This window comes from Desulfovibrio desulfuricans (assembly GCF_024460775.1).
GTDB lineage: Bacteria > Desulfobacterota > Desulfovibrionia > Desulfovibrionales > Desulfovibrionaceae > Desulfovibrio > Desulfovibrio desulfuricans_E.
Window position 1 is genome coordinate 128,620 of sequence record NZ_JANFYZ010000006.1, and the last position, 15,346, is coordinate 143,965.

The 15,346-nt window shown below is 61.9% G+C and carries 12 protein-coding genes; 4 read left to right on the forward strand and 8 right to left on the reverse strand.

Annotated elements, in window-relative coordinates; genetic code table 11:
* Window positions 1-134: 134 nt before the first annotated feature.
* Genes NE637_RS09315 through NE637_RS09330 form a run of 4 tightly spaced genes read left to right on the forward strand, consistent with a single transcriptional unit; the run spans window position 135 to window position 5,640 of the window.
* Entirely contained in the window at window positions 135-1,892 is a 1,758-nt protein-coding gene (locus tag NE637_RS09315; protein WP_227118722.1) for a lipid II flippase MurJ, read from the forward strand.
* Between the two features lie 40 nt (window positions 1,893-1,932).
* The gene (locus NE637_RS09320) at window positions 1,933-3,075 is read left to right on the forward strand and encodes a hypothetical protein (protein WP_227118723.1); all 1,143 of its coding nucleotides are present in this window, start codon (window positions 1,933-1,935) and stop codon (window positions 3,073-3,075) included.
* A gap of 9 nt (window positions 3,076-3,084) precedes the next feature.
* Window positions 3,085-4,458, forward strand: a complete 1,374-nt coding sequence (gene ftsY, locus NE637_RS09325) for a signal recognition particle-docking protein FtsY (protein ID WP_227118724.1) — start codon at window positions 3,085-3,087, stop codon at window positions 4,456-4,458.
* Between the two features lie 57 nt (window positions 4,459-4,515).
* On the forward strand, window positions 4,516-5,640 hold the full coding sequence (locus NE637_RS09330; protein WP_227118725.1) for a glycerol dehydrogenase: 1,125 nt from the start codon (window positions 4,516-4,518) through the stop codon (window positions 5,638-5,640).
* 105 nt (window positions 5,641-5,745) lie between these two features.
* On the opposite strand, the gene clpB is transcribed toward NE637_RS09330, so the two are convergent.
* From clpB to NE637_RS09370, 8 genes are all read right to left on the reverse strand, one after another.
* Window positions 5,746-8,349 carry an ATP-dependent chaperone ClpB gene (gene clpB, locus NE637_RS09335; RefSeq protein ID WP_215647170.1) on the reverse strand — a complete coding sequence of 868 codons (2,604 nt, stop codon included), beginning with the start codon at window positions 8,347-8,349 and terminating at the stop codon, window positions 5,746-5,748.
* A gap of 81 nt (window positions 8,350-8,430) precedes the next feature.
* Window positions 8,431-8,748 carry a chaperone modulator CbpM gene (locus NE637_RS09340; protein WP_192113666.1) on the reverse strand — a complete coding sequence of 106 codons (318 nt, stop codon included), beginning with the start codon at window positions 8,746-8,748 and terminating at the stop codon, window positions 8,431-8,433.
* A gap of 115 nt (window positions 8,749-8,863) precedes the next feature.
* On the reverse strand, window positions 8,864-9,856 hold the full coding sequence (locus NE637_RS09345; RefSeq protein WP_227118726.1) for a DnaJ C-terminal domain-containing protein: 993 nt from the start codon (window positions 9,854-9,856) through the stop codon (window positions 8,864-8,866).
* A 222-nt stretch (window positions 9,857-10,078) separates the two neighbouring features.
* A complete protein-coding gene (locus tag NE637_RS09350; protein WP_227118727.1) occupies window positions 10,079-10,654 on the reverse strand; it encodes a hypothetical protein in 576 nt (191 codons plus the stop codon).
* Window positions 10,654-11,190: a GNAT family N-acetyltransferase gene (locus NE637_RS09355; RefSeq protein WP_227118728.1), complete on the reverse strand. Its 537-nt coding sequence runs from the start codon at window positions 11,188-11,190 to the stop codon at window positions 10,654-10,656. Before NE637_RS09355 ends, NE637_RS09350 begins: the two co-directional genes overlap by 1 nt.
* 20 nt (window positions 11,191-11,210) lie before the next feature.
* A complete protein-coding gene (locus tag NE637_RS09360) occupies window positions 11,211-13,253 on the reverse strand; it encodes a phage tail protein (RefSeq protein WP_227118729.1) in 2,043 nt (680 codons plus the stop codon).
* On the reverse strand, window positions 13,244-13,627 hold the full coding sequence (locus NE637_RS09365; protein ID WP_227118730.1) for a phage tail assembly chaperone: 384 nt from the start codon (window positions 13,625-13,627) through the stop codon (window positions 13,244-13,246). Before NE637_RS09365 ends, NE637_RS09360 begins: the two co-directional genes overlap by 10 nt.
* Complete coding sequence (locus NE637_RS09370) at window positions 13,627-15,306, reverse strand: hypothetical protein (protein WP_227118731.1); 1,680 nt, start codon at window positions 15,304-15,306, stop codon at window positions 13,627-13,629. The genes NE637_RS09365 and NE637_RS09370 overlap by 1 nt, the downstream gene beginning before the upstream one ends.
* Between the last annotated feature and the right edge of the window lie 40 nt (window positions 15,307-15,346).

The following is a 15,346-nucleotide window of genomic DNA, read 5'->3' on the forward strand; positions in this document are numbered from 1 at the left end:
AAAGCCCAGTGCCGCCGGGAGCGGAAATTTTTGTTGCAGGCAGCTTGCTTTCACGTGTTTTGACAAGCGCCCCCAGAACTGCCCAGCGGTGCGCTGCCCTGCCCTGATTTTTTGCAAGGCTGAAACGAGGAATAATGAGCGCTTCTGAAAGCGGCTGCGCGCACGGCAAAGGTGGTGAATCCCCTTCGTCTTGCGCTTCCGGCCCTGCCGAGCACGGCCCCGGGTATTCTGGCGGCATCGCGCGCACGGCGGCTCTTTTGGGCGGCTTTGCCCTTGTTTCGCGTGTGCTCGGCCTTTTGCGCGATATGAGCATGGCCTGGCTTGTGGGCGGCGGCGCTGCCGCCGATGCGCTGGTGGCTGCCATGCGGCTGCCCCATGTGCTGCGCCGCATGCTGGGCGAAGGCTCGCTTTCCATGACGCTGACGGCAAGCCTTGTGCATCTGGAGCGTATGGGCGCATCACCCGGTCATGCCGTGGCGGCGGAGCGCAGCCGCAGCATGCGCCTGCTGGCCCGCGCCCTGGCTGTGAGGCTTGGCCTTGTGCTGACCCTGCTCACAGTGCTTGGGCTGGTGGCCACCCCGTGGCTTACGGATATTCTGGCTCCCGGTTTTTGTGGGCCGGAACGGCAGGAGGCCATATACCTGCTGCGTATCTGCCTGCCCTATACGCTGGCGGCTGGTATGGCGGCTATGGGCATGGCTCTTTTGCACAGCCTTGGCGTGTTCTGGCTGCCCGCTGTTTCTCCTGCCCTGTTCAATATTGTCATTCTGTGTTTTGCAGGGGCGGCTGCCCTGGGCCTGCTGCCTGCGGCTCCGGCTCTGGCCGTGGGCATGCTTTGCGGTGGAGTCGCACAGTGGCTGGCGCAGTGGCTGGCCGTGCGGCGTTTGTTGCCGCTGCATAATGCCGGGCCTGCCGATGGGCCGGATGCAGCGCCGGGCAGTGAGAGCAGGGATGCATCCACGCTGCACAGCCGCGCGGCATCCCTCGCCTGGAACTGCATTGGCCGTCTGCCCGCGGGCCTGCTTGGGGCATCCGCACCGCAGCTTGCCATGCTGGCCGCCATGTCTCTGGCGTCCAGCCTTGGCCGGGGGCAGGTGGCTGCCCTTTACTATGCCGAACGGCTGCTTGAACTGCCCCTTGGACTGGTGGGCGTGTGTCTGGGCATGGCAAGCCTGCCCACTTTGAGCCGCCTTGCCGCTGCCAGAGAATTTTCGCTCTTTTCAGATCAGTTGCGTACGGCCCTGCGTTTGACCCTGCTGTTGAGCCTGCCCGCCGCCGCAGGATTGTGGGCTGTGGGGCCGCGCTTGGTGGAAGGCCTGCTGCGGCACGGAGCCTTTGGCGACAATGCCGCCTACGAAACTGGCCTTGCTCTGTGGGCCTACTTGCCGGGGCTGCCGGCCTTTGCCGTCAACCGTTCCCTGCTGGCAGCCTGCAACGCGCTGGGCGAGGTGCGGCGTACGGCAGTCAGCGCCGTATGGGCCGTGGTTGCTACGCTTGCGGTCGGGGGCGCACTGGTCCATAGTCTTTCGGGCAGTCTTGGCGTCATGGCTCCAGCACTGGCCGTGAGCCTTGGCCTGTGGCTGCAATGCGGCCTGTTGCTGTGCATTATGGGCAGGGCGTTGAAAAAAAGTTCCGCTGGCGCGGCATCTGCCAGCGTTTGCCTGCCCCCGGCGGGGGCGGTGCTGCGGCAATGCGCCGCTGCTGCGGCCACGGCCCTTGCCGCATGGCAATTGCTGAATCAGTTGGACGGGCGCGGCATATGGCTGGGGATTGCCCTTGCCATCATTGGCGGCGCAACGGCCTGGGCTTTTTGTCTGTTTGTTCTGCGCGATGCTGACGCCCTTGCGGCTGCCCGCGCACTGGCGCACCGTCTGCATGGCAGGCCACACTAACAGTAAGGAGCGCGGGAGCGTGTTTCTCGCGGCAAAGCATATGCCCAATATCTCACACGTTCTGCGCCGCAGGCTTGCCCTGGCTGTTTGGGTGGCGGCATTGCTGCTGTTCCTGCTGCTTGGCGTCTGGAACGTCAACGAGGACAGGCAGGAGGCGGAAAACCGCCTTGGCAGCGAGGCCGGACGTACCGCAGCGCAACTGGCGGCCCTGCTTTCCCTGCCAGCCTGGGAGCTGGACGAACTGACCGCCCGCACAATCGTTATGGCGGCCATGACCGATGAATCCATTTACGCCATCAAGGTGCAGACGCCGCGTGGCATGCTGGAAGGGCAGCGGCGCAACTACCAGTGGGAACCCATTCCCTGGGACGATGAAATTGCGGAAAACAGCGTGCAGGGCATGAATCCGCTCAAGATGGAAGGCCGCCCCGTGGGCTCGGTGGAAGTGTACCTTTCGCCCCGCATCACTGATGAAGATCTGGCCCAGAAGGCCCGGCGGGAAGTGGCACGCTTTTGTCTTTCCGCCCTGTTTTCAACCCTGGTCTTGCTGGCCCTGCTCTGGCACTGGGGCGATCTGGCGCGCCTGAAAGCCTTGTTGCTGGAGCGTACTGCGCCGCGCGGCACTGCGGCGTCCGGCGAACCTGCTGCTGATTCCACCCCTGCGGCATCAATGGAACCCGGCCTTGCAGATATTTTTGAATCAGGCTCCGCTTGCGACAGCGCCGCCCCCGGTCATGCGCCCTCACCGCAGCCAGCCGCCGAAGCGCAGGGCAGGAGCATCGCGCCCCTGAGCGAAGATATCGCAGCCGGGGCAGTTGTGAGCGCCGAGCTTGGGCGGGCTTTTTTGTTGCGCCGCCCGGAAGCCTGGCGCGTTACGGCGGGCATGTTCGGCAGAACGTTTGCCCCTGCCCCTGATTTGCTGCTGCGCCTCTATGCGCTGGAAGACGCGGACAACCTGTGCCGCCTGGGGCGGATTCTTGAAAAAGCAGCGCCCTGCGTGGGCGCGGAGCGGCTGGCCTCTGCCGCGCATGCGATGCAGTGGGCCGTAAATGATTCGGACGCAGCCTCTGCGGCTCAGGCCGTGGAAGAATGCGTGCTGGCGCTGCGCGAAGTACTGGGCGCGCTGGAAGGGCAAACGGCCCGCAAGGAAAGCAAGCCCTCGGTGCAAGAGGGCGGAAGATAAGGAGATCATATGGGTTTTTTCTCTGCCATAAAAAAGATGTTCGGCGGCGCGGAAGATGCGGCCAATGCGGCGCAGGAAGTGCCCGCAGAAATTGACGCAGCCGCACCTAAATCCCTTGCAGAACCTGCTGCGAAACCAGCGGCAGAATCCGCTGCCCGGCCTTTTGCGGCATCTGCCGCTGATGAGGCTCTTACCCTGCGCCTGCGCGAGGCTGAGCCACGGCTTTCCGTATGGCTTGGTATTGTGCTTGAGGGCGTGGATGAAGCGGGCGACCTGCTGTGGCAGCGTCTGTTCTTCTTGCTGCGCGCCCTTGATGCCCCGGAGGCCGAAGCGCAGAACTTTGTGCGCGATTTTCAGGAATGGCTCACCCGCATGGATTATCGGCAGGTGGAGGAATTCCGCTCTGAATTACAGTACCGTCTGGCTCTCGCCCTTGATATGGAAGACGAAGAGGACGAGCGCAACCGCCTGTTTCTCAAGATCAGTCAGGGCCTTTCGCGCACCCGCGAGCAGTTTTCCAAGGGGCTGGACGCTCTCTTTGCCGGGCATGGCGAACTGGACGACGCCTTCTGGGAAGAGCTGGAAGAACTTTTTATCATGGCCGATCTTGGCTACGAGCCTTCCATTGAACTGGTGGAACGCCTGAAAGAGCGCGCCCGCAAGGAAAAGGTGACGGAATCCGCCATGGTGCGCCAGTTGCTCATGGCTGAAGTGGAAGAAATCTTTCGCGCGCCGCGCCGCATTGCAGCCGTTAACCAGCCCGAAGTTGTGCTGATGATCGGCGTCAACGGCGTGGGCAAAACCACCACCATTGCCAAGCTGGCCCACCGCGACCGCATGCAGGGCAAAAAGGTCATGATTGCCGCCGCAGATACCTTCCGCGCTGCCGCCATTGAGCAGTTGCAGGTTTGGGCTGGGCGCGTGGGCGCGCTGTTCCATGCGCGCACCGCCGGTTCCGACCCTGCCGCCGTGGCTTACGAGGCTATGGATCGCGCGCTTCAGGAAGGTGTGGACGTGCTCTATGTGGATACGGCTGGCCGCTTGCAGACCAAGGTCAACCTGATGGAAGAATTGAGCAAGATCCGTCAGGTACTGGGCAAAAAACATGCGGGCGCGCCGCACCGCACCATTCTGGTGATTGACGCCACCACCGGGCAGAACGCCCTTTCGCAAACCAAACTGTTCAAGGAAGCTGCGGGCATTGATGAACTCATCATCACCAAGCTCGACGGCACGGCCAAGGGCGGCGTAGCCATAGCCGTTGCCATGCAGCACCACCTGCCCATCACCTATGTGGGCCTTGGCGAAAAAATGGAAGACCTGCGCCCCTTTAGCGGCGAGGATTATGCCCGCGCCCTGCTGGGCGTGAAGGAAGACGCGTAGGCCCGGTCAGGATTCAAACCTGCAATGCCGGCCCGATTGCCGGAAGCGGAGCATGCCATGAGAAGAGCGTTTATCTGTCCGTCCAAGTATGTGCAGGGCGAGAACGAACTGCTCAACCTTGGGTATTTTGTGCGGCAGTACGGCACAAAGGCCTTGCTGGTAGCCACGGAAAGCAGCGTGAACAGGGTGCGCCAGACTCTGGACGCCACAGCGGCCAAGTTTGGCGTGACCTTTGTGGAAACGGAATTTCAGGGCGAATGCTCGCGCGTTGAAATCGCCCGCCTTGGCGAGCTGGCGCGCCAGCATTCCTGCAACTGCACCGTGGGGCTTGGCGGCGGCAAGGCGCTGGATACGGCGCGCTGCGTGGCGGCGGGGCAGGGAGTCATTGTGGTGCCCACCACAGCGGCAACGGACGCGCCCACGAGCCACTCCGCAGTGATCTACACGCCAGACGGCGAAATGGAAGACTACGCCTATTTTCCCCGCAATCCCGATGTGGTGTTGATGGACGTTTCCATCATTGCCGCCTCGCCGGTGCGCTATCTGGTATCGGGCATGGGCGATGCCCTTTCCACCTATTTTGAGGCGCGGGCCAACGTGCGTTCGTGCGCTCCCGTCAACGCGGGGTTGCCCTGCGGCGCGCGCACGGGCGACTGCCCCCCGGCCAGAGGCACCCTTGCAGCGCAAGCCCTTGCCGCCACCTGCTACCGCACCCTGCTGGATGACGGCTACAAGGCTGTGCTGGCCTGTCAGGCCAAGATGGCGACGCCTGCGCTGGAAAACATCATTGAAGCCAACTCCCTGCTTTCCGGTCTGGGCTTTGAGAGCGGCGGTCTGGCGGCAGCCCATGCCGTCCACGATGGCCTGACCGCACTGGAAGAAACCCATACCTATCTGCACGGCGAAAAGGTCGCCTTTGGCACGCTGGTGCAACTGGTGCTGGAAAACGCCCCCACGGAAGAACTGGACGAAGTGCTGGGCTTCTGCACCTCGGTGGGCCTGCCCGTGTGCCTGAGCGACATCGGTATTACGGATATCAGCCCCGAAGCCCTGCGCAAGGTGGCCCGCAAGGCCTGCCTGCCCGAAGAATCCATCCACGCCATGCCCTTTCCCATTACGGAAGAGAACGTAGCCGCGGCCATTATGGCGGCGGATGCTCTGGGCAACGCATTCAGAAGCTGAACGCATTTGCGGATCAAACCTGCAAGACGATAGTGTGTTCAAAAAAAGGGGGATTCCTGTTCGGAATCCCCCTTGTATCTGGGTTGGGTGTCAGCCTTGCGCCGTTTACTCGGCCCGGAAGGTCAGCTTGTCGTCTGTGGCGTCCACAGTGACGCACTGACCATCGCGGATTTTGCCGCCCACCAGCTCCTTGGCGAGCGGGGTTTCCACAGCCTGCTGCACGTAGCGCTTGAGGGGCCGCGCGCCGTACACAGGGTCATAACCTGCATCGCCAATGAATTTGCGGGCCGCATCTGTAAGCTCAAGCCTGATCTTGCGGTCTTCAAGCCGCTTGCGCAGCCGGTTGACCTGAAGATCCACAATGCGGGCAATCTGGTCGCGCCGCAGGGGCAAAAAGACCACGGTTTCGTCCACACGGTTGAGGAATTCGGGGCGGAAGTGCGCCCGCAAATCCTCCATGACCCTTTCCCTCGCGCCTTCCTTCAGCGAGCCGTCGGCGGAGATGCCGTCCAGCAGGTGCATGGAGCCGATATTGGAGGTCATGATGACTATGCAGTTGCGAAAGTCCACCGTGCGTCCCTGGCTGTCCGTTAGGCGTCCATCATCCAGCAGTTGCAGCAGGGTGTTGAACACATCGGGATGCGCCTTTTCAATCTCGTCAAACAGGATGACGGAGTAGGGCTTGCGGCGCACGGCTTCGGTAAGCTGACCGCCTTCGTCATAGCCCACGTATCCTGGAGGCGCGCCGATGAGCCGCGACACGGAGTGCTTCTCCATGTATTCGCTCATGTCGAGCCGCACCATGTTGTCTTCCGTATCAAAGAGCGCCTCGGCCAAAGCCTTGGAAAGCTCGGTCTTGCCTACGCCCGTGGGGCCAAGGAAGATGAACGAACCTGTGGGCCGCGCCGGGTCGGAAAGCCCCGCGCGGGCGCGTAGCACGGCATCTGCTACGGCTGTAACGGCCTCGTCCTGACCCACCACGCGCTCGTGCAGCTGGTCGCCCAGGCGCAGCAGTTTTTCGCGTTCGGATTCAAGCAGGCGCGTTACCGGAATGCCCGTCCACTTGCCCACAATCTCGGCCACATCGTCGGGGCGCACTTCTTCCTTGAGCAAACGCGGGCCTTCGTGTTCCGAACCAGCGCCGGATGCTGCGGCCAGCTTCTTTTCCAACTCAAGCAGTTTGGAGTACTTGAGCTCGGCGGCCTTGTTGAGGTCGTAGGCGCGCTCGGCCTGCTCAATGGCAAGCTTGGTCTGCTCGATCTGCTCCTTGATTTCACGTACGTGGTCGATGGAGCCCTTTTCGCTCTCCCACTGTTTGCGCATGTTGGCCTGCTGGGCGCGCAGGTCAGCCAGTTCGTTCTCAAGCTTTTCAAGGCGTTCGCGCGAGGCGGCGTCTGTTTCGCGGCGCAGGGCTTCACGCTCGATTTCGAGCTGCATGACCTTGCGGTTCACTTCGTCCAGATCAGCGGGCAGCGAGTCGATCTCTGTGCGGATCATGGCCGCGGCCTCGTCAATGAGGTCAATGGCCTTGTCCGGCAGCTGACGGTCGGTGATGTAGCGGTGCGAAAGCACCACCGCTTCAACAATGGCCGAGTCGCTGATGCGCACGCCGTGGTGCACCTCGAAACGTTCTTTCAGCCCGCGCAGGATGGAAATGGCGTCTTCCACCGTGGGTTCTTCAACCATGACGGGCTGGAAGCGGCGTTCCAGGGCCGGGTCTTTCTCAATATATTTGCGGTACTCGTCCACAGTGGTTGCGCCGATGCAGTGCAGCTCGCCGCGCGCCAGCATGGGCTTGAGCAGGTTGCCCGCGTCCATTGCGCCTTCTGTTTTGCCTGCGCCCACGATGGTGTGCAGTTCGTCGATGAACAGAATGATCTGCCCCTCGCTCTTTTCCACTTCGTTGAGCACGGCCTTGAGGCGTTCTTCAAATTCCCCGCGGTATTTTGCGCCAGCGATGAGCGCGCCCATATCAAGGGCAAAGAGCTTGCGGCCCTTGAGGCCCTCCGGCACGTCGCCCTTGACGATGCGGAAGGCCAGACCTTCCACGATGGCGGTTTTGCCCACGCCCGCCTCGCCTATGAGCACCGGGTTGTTTTTGGTGCGGCGCGAGAGAATGCGAATAACGCGGCGGATTTCGGAATCTCGGCCAATGACCGGGTCCATCTTGCCCTGGCGGGCTGCTTCCACGAGATCGCGGGCATACTTGGTCAGCGCTTCAAAGGTGTCTTCGGGGGTGGCGCTGGTCACGCGCGCGCCGCCGCGCAACTCTTCCATGGCTGCCACAAAACGGGCGCGGGCGATCTTGTATTCCTTGAAAACTTCGCCAAGCGGCGAGGAGGGCGTAACATCGGTAAGCGCGGCAAACAGGTGGTCAACGCTTACGTATTCGTCCTTCATGCGGTTGGCTTCGTTCTGCGCATCGCCCAGAATTTTAGCCAGCCGTTGGGTAATCATGATCTTGTTGGGGTCCATGCCGCCGCCGGAAACAGACGGCCGCTTGCGCAGCGCGCCCTCGATGGCAACGCTGAGGGCCTTGGGCTGCACGCCCATCTGTTCCAGAATGCGCGGCACGATGCCGTTTTCCTGCTGTACAAGGGCCAGGGCCAGATGCTCGGCATCCGTCTCCTGATGGCCCATGCCTGCGGCAATGCTCTGGGCCTGCCCCACAGCCTCGCGGGCTTTATCCGTAAATTTGTTGATGTCCATAAGCTTCCTCCACACGCGCCCGCGCTGCGGCGGGCAAAATTTTGTTATTTCTGGCCGGGAGGCTGCATGCGCTCAAACCGGCTATTCGTCTTCAAAATGCTGCAGGCGTTGCACCCTGCGTTCCAGAGAATCTATGCGCTCCAGAAGATCCACAATAATAGTGCCGCCGAGCACGGGCAGCTCAAAGTCGCAACAGATGCGCTCAAGCTTGCGTACACGGTAGATGTCTACATCGCGAAAAAGGAAATCCTGCGCCGCGCTGGTGCGGGCTTCAATCCAGCCAAGGCCCATCAGTTCCTGAAGCCGCTCCGGCGCAATGCCTGTGGCTTCAATGAATTCCTGCCAGACCATGACCGTTGAAGGCACGGGCAGTGAAGGTTTTTTCGGGGTCATGCTCATTTGTGTCCTCCACCAGTAACCGTATCGGTTGCCGCCTGCGGCGGCGCCGCTGGAATATGCATGCAAACCCTGCGCAGCCGCCGGGGGTGTCCGCTGGCGGCTGCCTGATTGTTCCCTACGCGCGGGCCTTGAATGTTGATATCTCGGCCAGCTTGCTCCACAGGTCGCGCTCTTCGTCCGTGATCTGGGCGGGAACCCTAATCATGATCTTTGCCAGCAGGTCGCCCCGCTTGTCGCCAGCGCCCAGACCCTTGCCGCGCAGGCGGAACTTGCGCCCGGAGCTGGAGCCTGCGGGAATCTGCATTTCTACGCTGCCTTCAAGGGTAGGCACTTCAACCCGCGCTCCAAGAGCTGCCTCCCAGGGAGCCAGGGCCAGATCGCATTGCAGGTTGTCTCCGTCCACCTTGAAAACATGGTGGGGCAGATAGCGCACCCGCAAAAAAAGGTCGCCCGGCGTGCCGCCCGGCGCAGGGTCGCCCTGCCCGGCGAGGCGCAGTTTTGCCCCTTCGCGGATGCCTGCGGGCACGTTGACCTCAAGAGTCTTTGAACCTGCGGGCATGTTGATGGACACGGAGCGCGGGCCGCCGCGCAGCACTTCTTCAAGGCTCAGGGCCAGCTCTGCTTCTACATCGCGGCCACGCCGCTGACGGGACGAAAATCCACCGAAGGGATCAGGGCCGAAATTGGCCCCGCGTCCGCCACCTTGTCCGCCCATCTGGCCGCCAAAGGGGCCGCCGAACTGAGCGCCGCCGCCAAACTGGCCACCGCCGCCAAACAGGGTTTCAAAAAAGTCTGAAAAGCCCGAACCGTCAAAATTTTTGCCGTTGAACGTGAAATGCACATTCTCAAAGCCCGGTTCGCCTTGAAACTGCTGGCCGTGCTGCCAGTTGGGGCCAAGCTGGTCGTACAGTTTGCGCTTTTCCGGGTCTTTGAGCACTTCATAGGCTTCGTTGATTTCCTTAAACTTCTCCTCTGCCTGCTTGTCGCCGGGATTGAGGTCAGGGTGGTATTTGCGGGCCAGCTTTTTGTAAGCCTTGGAGACCTCCTCGGCTGACGCTGCGCGCTCTACTCCCAGAAGTTTGTAATAATCCTTGTACGATACTGCCATGATGCGTGCTCCCCGTCGGGTCGTTTCCTTGACGTGCGTCCAGAATACACCTGTTCGCCACGCCTGCCCATAAAAAGTAATATCGGGCCGCGCATCGTCAATAGGCAAATGCCGTGTTTTTGTCTGGCATTACGCGGGGCTTTCCATAAATAACAGCAAAAGCCCCCGGCCGCCCGAACTGGGACGGCAGGGGGGTAAAGTCATGGCAGTGACAGGGAGGCCCTACGGCAGCAGCGGGCCGCGTGAGCCGATGGTGTAAAAGTTGCGGCCCACGCGGGAGGCTCCGTTGAGCAGGGTGCTGCTCAGGCCCAGATAGTCCGTTTCGGCGCGGGAGCCAGCAAAATCGGCGTTGGATGCAGACTCCGCCGCCTGGTTGCGCAGGCTCCAGGCCCGCATGTCTTGGGCGTGTGCTCTGCTTTGCCCCTGCTGCTCGGCAGAGAGGGCGTCCAGTTCGCCTCTTTCTGCGGTGTCCAGGGTTTTATCCAGCGTGGAGCCTGCATCGGTCTGTGCTCCTGATGCCCCGGCCTGAGCGCGTTGCGCACCGATGATGCGGGCCGCCTCCTGCCGTTTGGCCTGCGCCGCTTCGTAGCCTGCGCGGCGTTCCTGCCGGGCGGCCTCGTCTGCCGCCTGTGCGCTCAGTTCCGCCTGCTGGGCGTTGCGGGCCGCAAGGTCTGACTGGTATTCCGTCTGCTGTCGGCGGGTTGCTGCCTGCTGCACGGCGCTCACGGTTCCGGCTGCGGCCCCGGCAAGGGCCACGGCGGCGCTGATCATGGCGGCGGTGCTGGTTGCTATGGCCATTAGCTGTCCTCCTCAATTGTTCCTGCTGCCATGGCTGGCGCTGGCGGCAGGGTTTTGTGCCAGATAGTTTCCGTGGGCCGCGCCCCAAGGCGGCGGTAGAGGGCATGGCAGGGGCGGGACGCTGGCGAGCTGTACTGCACAAGGCTTACGCCGCGCACGGCAAGGGCCGCCTCAGCATGGCGCAGCAGGCGCAGGGCAAACAGGCCGCCGCGCGCCCAGGGGGCAAGATAGAGGCCGTCCAAAGCCGCCAGCAGGGTTTGCGGGCAATGTGGGCAGGCCACCAGGGTAAAGGCGGCGTAGCCCGCCAGTGGAGCGCTGGAGGTAGCGGAGGCTGCGCCTTGGTCGGCCTCGGGCAGTCCGCGCGCGGCGCTGATGTGCAGCATGCCCAGCCGTTCAAGGCTGGCATAGCGCTCATGGTCAAGGCGGTAACGCTGTGCGCCATGCAGGGCGGCTTCCACCTCATCCCAGTGGGCGGCGGCGAGTTGTTCCGCTTCTGCGGATACCTGAGAAAATATTTCTGTTGTTAGGGTCAGCATGGATTGCTCCTCCTGCCGCATCAGGCAAAGGTTATGTCCAGCGTGAGAGCAAGAACGCGGAAGGGCAGGGGCCTCTGCTGCACCAGCCAGATGCTCGTCTGGTTGTCCCAACCGCCGCTGGGAGCGCACGTGATATCGCCAGAAAAGGGCTGCACGGCCTCGCCCCAGTGTTCCGGCATAAAGGGCAGGTCGTAAAGTTCGTTGCGGCTGGGGCCGTATTGCCCGCCTACGCTGCGGTACAGGCGGAGCGAGCAGGAACCGTAGGCCCGCCCTTGCGCCAGTGTTGTGCCGGAATTGAAGTCTCCTTCCACCGGCAGGGGGGAGAGCACGGATGCATACGGCAGGCCTGCCTGCACCACAGAGGCCGCGTAGGGCAGCTCTATGCGTCCACCACGCACCACGCAGCCCTCCACAGGGCTGCCGTCCGCCAGTACGGAAAGCGCGCAGCCTTCCAGATGGCCCAGCCCTTCCACGGTCGAAGTTGGCGTATCCGTGCGGATGCCAAGGCCGCAATCCACAAAACAGGCTTCGGCAATGGGCTGGCTATCCGCCCAGACCGGGGCCAGCCGTTCGAGAAAATAGCGCGTCCGGCCCGCAATGGTGCGGCGCACCACAAGAGCCAGCGCGTCGCCGTCCTGATCAGCCACTGTTGCGGCAGAAATAACCTCGCCGTCTGTCACATGGCGCGACCAGCCCCAGATGTCGTGCTCCTTCATGTAGGTAAAACCCAGCAGCAGGCCATCATCGCGCACGCACCAGATGGTTGAGCCGGGGGTCTGCTGATAGGCCCACTGTTTGATGGTGTGCCCCTCAAACAGGTGCGGCGCAAGAATGGAAAGGTCGTTGCCCGAATAGCCGTCTTTTTCCAGCGAATAGAAAAGATCGCGCACACGCGAGCCGTGGCGCTGCACATGCAGCACCGAGTTGCCGATGATGATGGGCGCAAGCCCCGCGCTGCCCCAGTACGACTGGGCGGTGATGCTGACCTTCTGGGGCGTGATGGCCGATCCATCGCCGCCGCTGGCCTTGTATTCGCTGCCGGAGGTGCCCACCAGAAGATCGCCGAAGCTGGCAACCCAGGTTACGGAGTCTATGGAGCCGGAGGCGATGAGGTATTCCACCGGATCGTCATCCTGCAAGGGACGCGACTTGCGGAAGGATTCAAAATCGCCTGTGCGCGACATGTAAAATGCCTGCGGCGTGCCGGGGGTGGCCGCAAGCACCATGCGCTGCTGGTGAAAGGCCACCACGCCGGGATTGTTGTTGTCGACAAAAGGATTCCAGTCTTCGCGAGGAGTGTCTGTGGTGTCGGCCTTGTAGTTCTGGTCGCTGAAGCTGGTGCCGGAGGCAACGCCGATAAAGCCGAAGTAGCCCGCTTCCTCGCGGTAAACATTGTACTCAGCAGCGCCCTGAACGGCAGGCCAGCTTATGGTTGTGCTGTTGCCCACCACCCAGTCGGAGGGGTGTCGCGCCCCTGTGCACTCCCCGGCAGGCGAGGCGAGGGACTGCCTGCCGTTGGCATCCACCGCAGCCACCTTGTACCGCAGGGTGTAGGAACCGCCGCTGCCAGTAAAGGCCAGCGTGGGCGCGGCGGGGGCGGGCAGGGATGTGTTCAGTTTTACCTGTTCCAGGCTCCAGGTATAGTTTCCACCCGGTGCGTCGCGCCGCACTATTTTGTGCAGCGGATATTTCTGGTGGGCCAGATAGACCACATCGCCCACCTGCGCGTGGCAGAGCGAAAGCAGATCTTCCGCCGCATAGGGGGTCGCCATGACAGGTGCCGTGGTGAATCCGGCAACTGTAGCAACGCGCAGGGTTTTCTCGCCAAAAACCAGAAGGAAATTCTGGCTCGGATGCGCGCTGAAGGTGAAGGGGAGCAACACGGAATACTCCCCAAGCTCAGCCAGAAAGCGGGTGCCGGGCCGCCGGGCCACATCCCCGTGCAGGCCGGGGAGCATGTTTTCCATGCAGGCAACGCAGTTGCGGTAACGGGAAAGGTCATACCGGGCCGAGAGCGTGGGCGATATCTCGCCGCCGGTAAAGTTTTGCAGGGCTATGCGCATGACTGTTCCGTCTGCAAAATGTCAGGAGTATCCGGCCAGGGGGTAGCTTCTCCGCCGCCATCCCACGGCGCACCGGGCTGTTCGGGCAGGGCGCGCAGGGTGGCCCTGTACGCCTTGACCTGTGCCAGATATCCCTCGCTGATGGGGTAGTCGGCCAGCATATACTTGTCCGTAGCTGCAAGTCGCACGTCACGGGAGGCGCGCAGAACTTCAAAGATGGCTTCAGCAGGCCGTGTCGGTTCTTCACCAGCCTTGTAGAGCCTGCCGTCCCAGCCGCGCACTACCTCATAATCAACCTCGACACTGCCGGGGAATGGTTGCGCGTCCCACATGTCAATTTCACCAGCGGCATTGAGCAGCACATGGCAAGACATCAGTTGCCTCCTTCTGCAAAAACAAAGCTCAGATATAAATTCGTGGGGGCCGTATATTCTACGCGAGCTGCGTCGCCTTTGCGCGCCGGAATTATTAGGCTTAGTACTTGTCCCACGGCAGAAGACCAACTAAGTTCATCCAAAACAAAGTTGTTTGTGGACAAGCGTAGGTATTGATTTATTGCTGAAGAAGTACCGGTAAACTTGAACCAGCCAGGGGCAGGAGCAGGGGCCGTATAAGTCGTAGACGCTGGAACGGCCACCGCCACTACCCTTTGACTGGGCATGGCGTAGTTCGCCACCTTGGCGGAGCCTGCTGCCGTCAGGTTATCCATGTCCAGATTTGCCTTGCCCGCCAGACCTGCCATGTAATTCGACCAGTCGAACACGCTGGCGCTGTTCTGCGCGGATGCCAGAACCACAAAATGCCGCCAGCGTACCTGCTCATCGGAGACCGTGGTGGAGTTGCCATAGATAGGATTGGACGCTGCGGCATTGAACTGGAGTTCTGTGCAGCCAATCCCACCTGTACCGACTGCAACGCCGTGCGCTGCGGTTGTTCTTACCAACGCACCAGTAGACCCTTCTGAAATCCCACCAAGGATTGACGTGTACCCACCAGTTGTGCCTGTAATGTTCGGCAGTCCGGCCTTATAACTTTTGCCCAGCTCCGAGGCACTTGCGGCATGCGTGATGGAATCGCCGTTTTTCAGCAGCGGAACCTTGAACTTCTGGGCTGCGGTGTCCAATGCGAATTTGGCGCAGTTGCCTGTCAGGGCCACCTGGGCGGCAAAGGCGGCATAGGTGCAGGTGAGCAGTTTGCCGCCCACAAGATACGTGTCGTAAAACTCCCTGAATTGTTCACGCGTGTATTCCGCAGCGTCAGCCGGAACAGTGCCGTTGGGAACGTAGCCGTCTGCCGCCATCACGCTCATAACGCTACCGATCAGAGTCGTGCCTATGGCTGTAATGCCAAGCTCCGCTGTGGTCAGGCGCGCATCCTGCTGGGAGTTTTTTGCTTCCGCATCGGCCATACGGCTGAGCAAATTGTCCGGCACGGCCTGCTGCGCCGCGTGGGCGGCAGTTTGGGCAGTCTGGGCGCTTGCCGCTGCTATATCTGCCTGCGCAGTGGCGGCGCTTACGCTTGCTTCTGCCGCTTCAGCCACCGTTTGTGCTGCTGTGGCTGCGCTGGCCGCTGCAGCAGCGGCAGAATGCGCGGCGGCGGTGGCGTTTTGAGCTGCTGCATCACGGCTGGCATAGATGGAAGCAACCACTTCTTCCGGCGACTTGTCGCTGGTGGCGGGCATGATGACGGCGCGCGCGAGTTTTTCGTTCAGTTGTTGAAGTTCCGCGGTGGCCTGATCCAGACCGTCTTCTATGACCTGCGGATCAAAGCGCGAGGCGGATATGAGGTCTATGCCCTGCGCAAAGGGCATGTTGCGCACTATGGCAAGCCGCCAGCCTGCGGGCAGGGGCGCTCCATCGTGCAGATAGGTTACAGTGCCGCCGCTCTCGCCGATACTGGCTGTCCAGCCCTGAGCAGGAGAGGTCTCTCCCTTGGGTGATGTGATGCTGATATTAAGCTGGTCTGTGCTCCAGACCTTGAAGGCAAAGGGAAAGGCCGTTGCTGCGCCATTGCCTTCATACACGGCGCGGCTGGGGCTGTAGGGCAGGGTCATGCCTCGCTCCTTGCTGGTTTGACAGTGATTGCGGGTGCAC

Coding starts and splice junctions, on each gene's coding strand:
- NE637_RS09365 (WP_227118730.1), bottom strand. CDS start 13,627: ATGTCTTGCCATGTGCTGCTCAATGCCGCTGGTGAAATTGACATGTGG.
- NE637_RS09355 (WP_227118728.1), bottom strand. CDS start 11,190: ATGCTGACCCTAACAACAGAAATATTTTCTCAGGTATCCGCAGAAGCG.
- NE637_RS09340 (WP_192113666.1), bottom strand. CDS start 8,748: ATGAGCATGACCCCGAAAAAACCTTCACTGCCCGTGCCTTCAACGGTC.
- ftsY (WP_227118724.1), top strand. CDS start 3,085: ATGGGTTTTTTCTCTGCCATAAAAAAGATGTTCGGCGGCGCGGAAGAT.
- NE637_RS09320 (WP_227118723.1), top strand. CDS start 1,933: ATGCCCAATATCTCACACGTTCTGCGCCGCAGGCTTGCCCTGGCTGTT.
- NE637_RS09345 (WP_227118726.1), bottom strand. CDS start 9,856: ATGGCAGTATCGTACAAGGATTATTACAAACTTCTGGGAGTAGAGCGC.
- NE637_RS09360 (WP_227118729.1), bottom strand. CDS start 13,253: ATGCGCATAGCCCTGCAAAACTTTACCGGCGGCGAGATATCGCCCACG.
- clpB (WP_215647170.1), bottom strand. CDS start 8,349: ATGGACATCAACAAATTTACGGATAAAGCCCGCGAGGCTGTGGGGCAG.
- NE637_RS09330 (WP_227118725.1), top strand. CDS start 4,516: ATGAGAAGAGCGTTTATCTGTCCGTCCAAGTATGTGCAGGGCGAGAAC.
- NE637_RS09350 (WP_227118727.1), bottom strand. CDS start 10,654: ATGGCCATAGCAACCAGCACCGCCGCCATGATCAGCGCCGCCGTGGCC.
- NE637_RS09315 (WP_227118722.1), top strand. CDS start 135: ATGAGCGCTTCTGAAAGCGGCTGCGCGCACGGCAAAGGTGGTGAATCC.
- NE637_RS09370 (WP_227118731.1), bottom strand. CDS start 15,306: ATGACCCTGCCCTACAGCCCCAGCCGCGCCGTGTATGAAGGCAATGGC.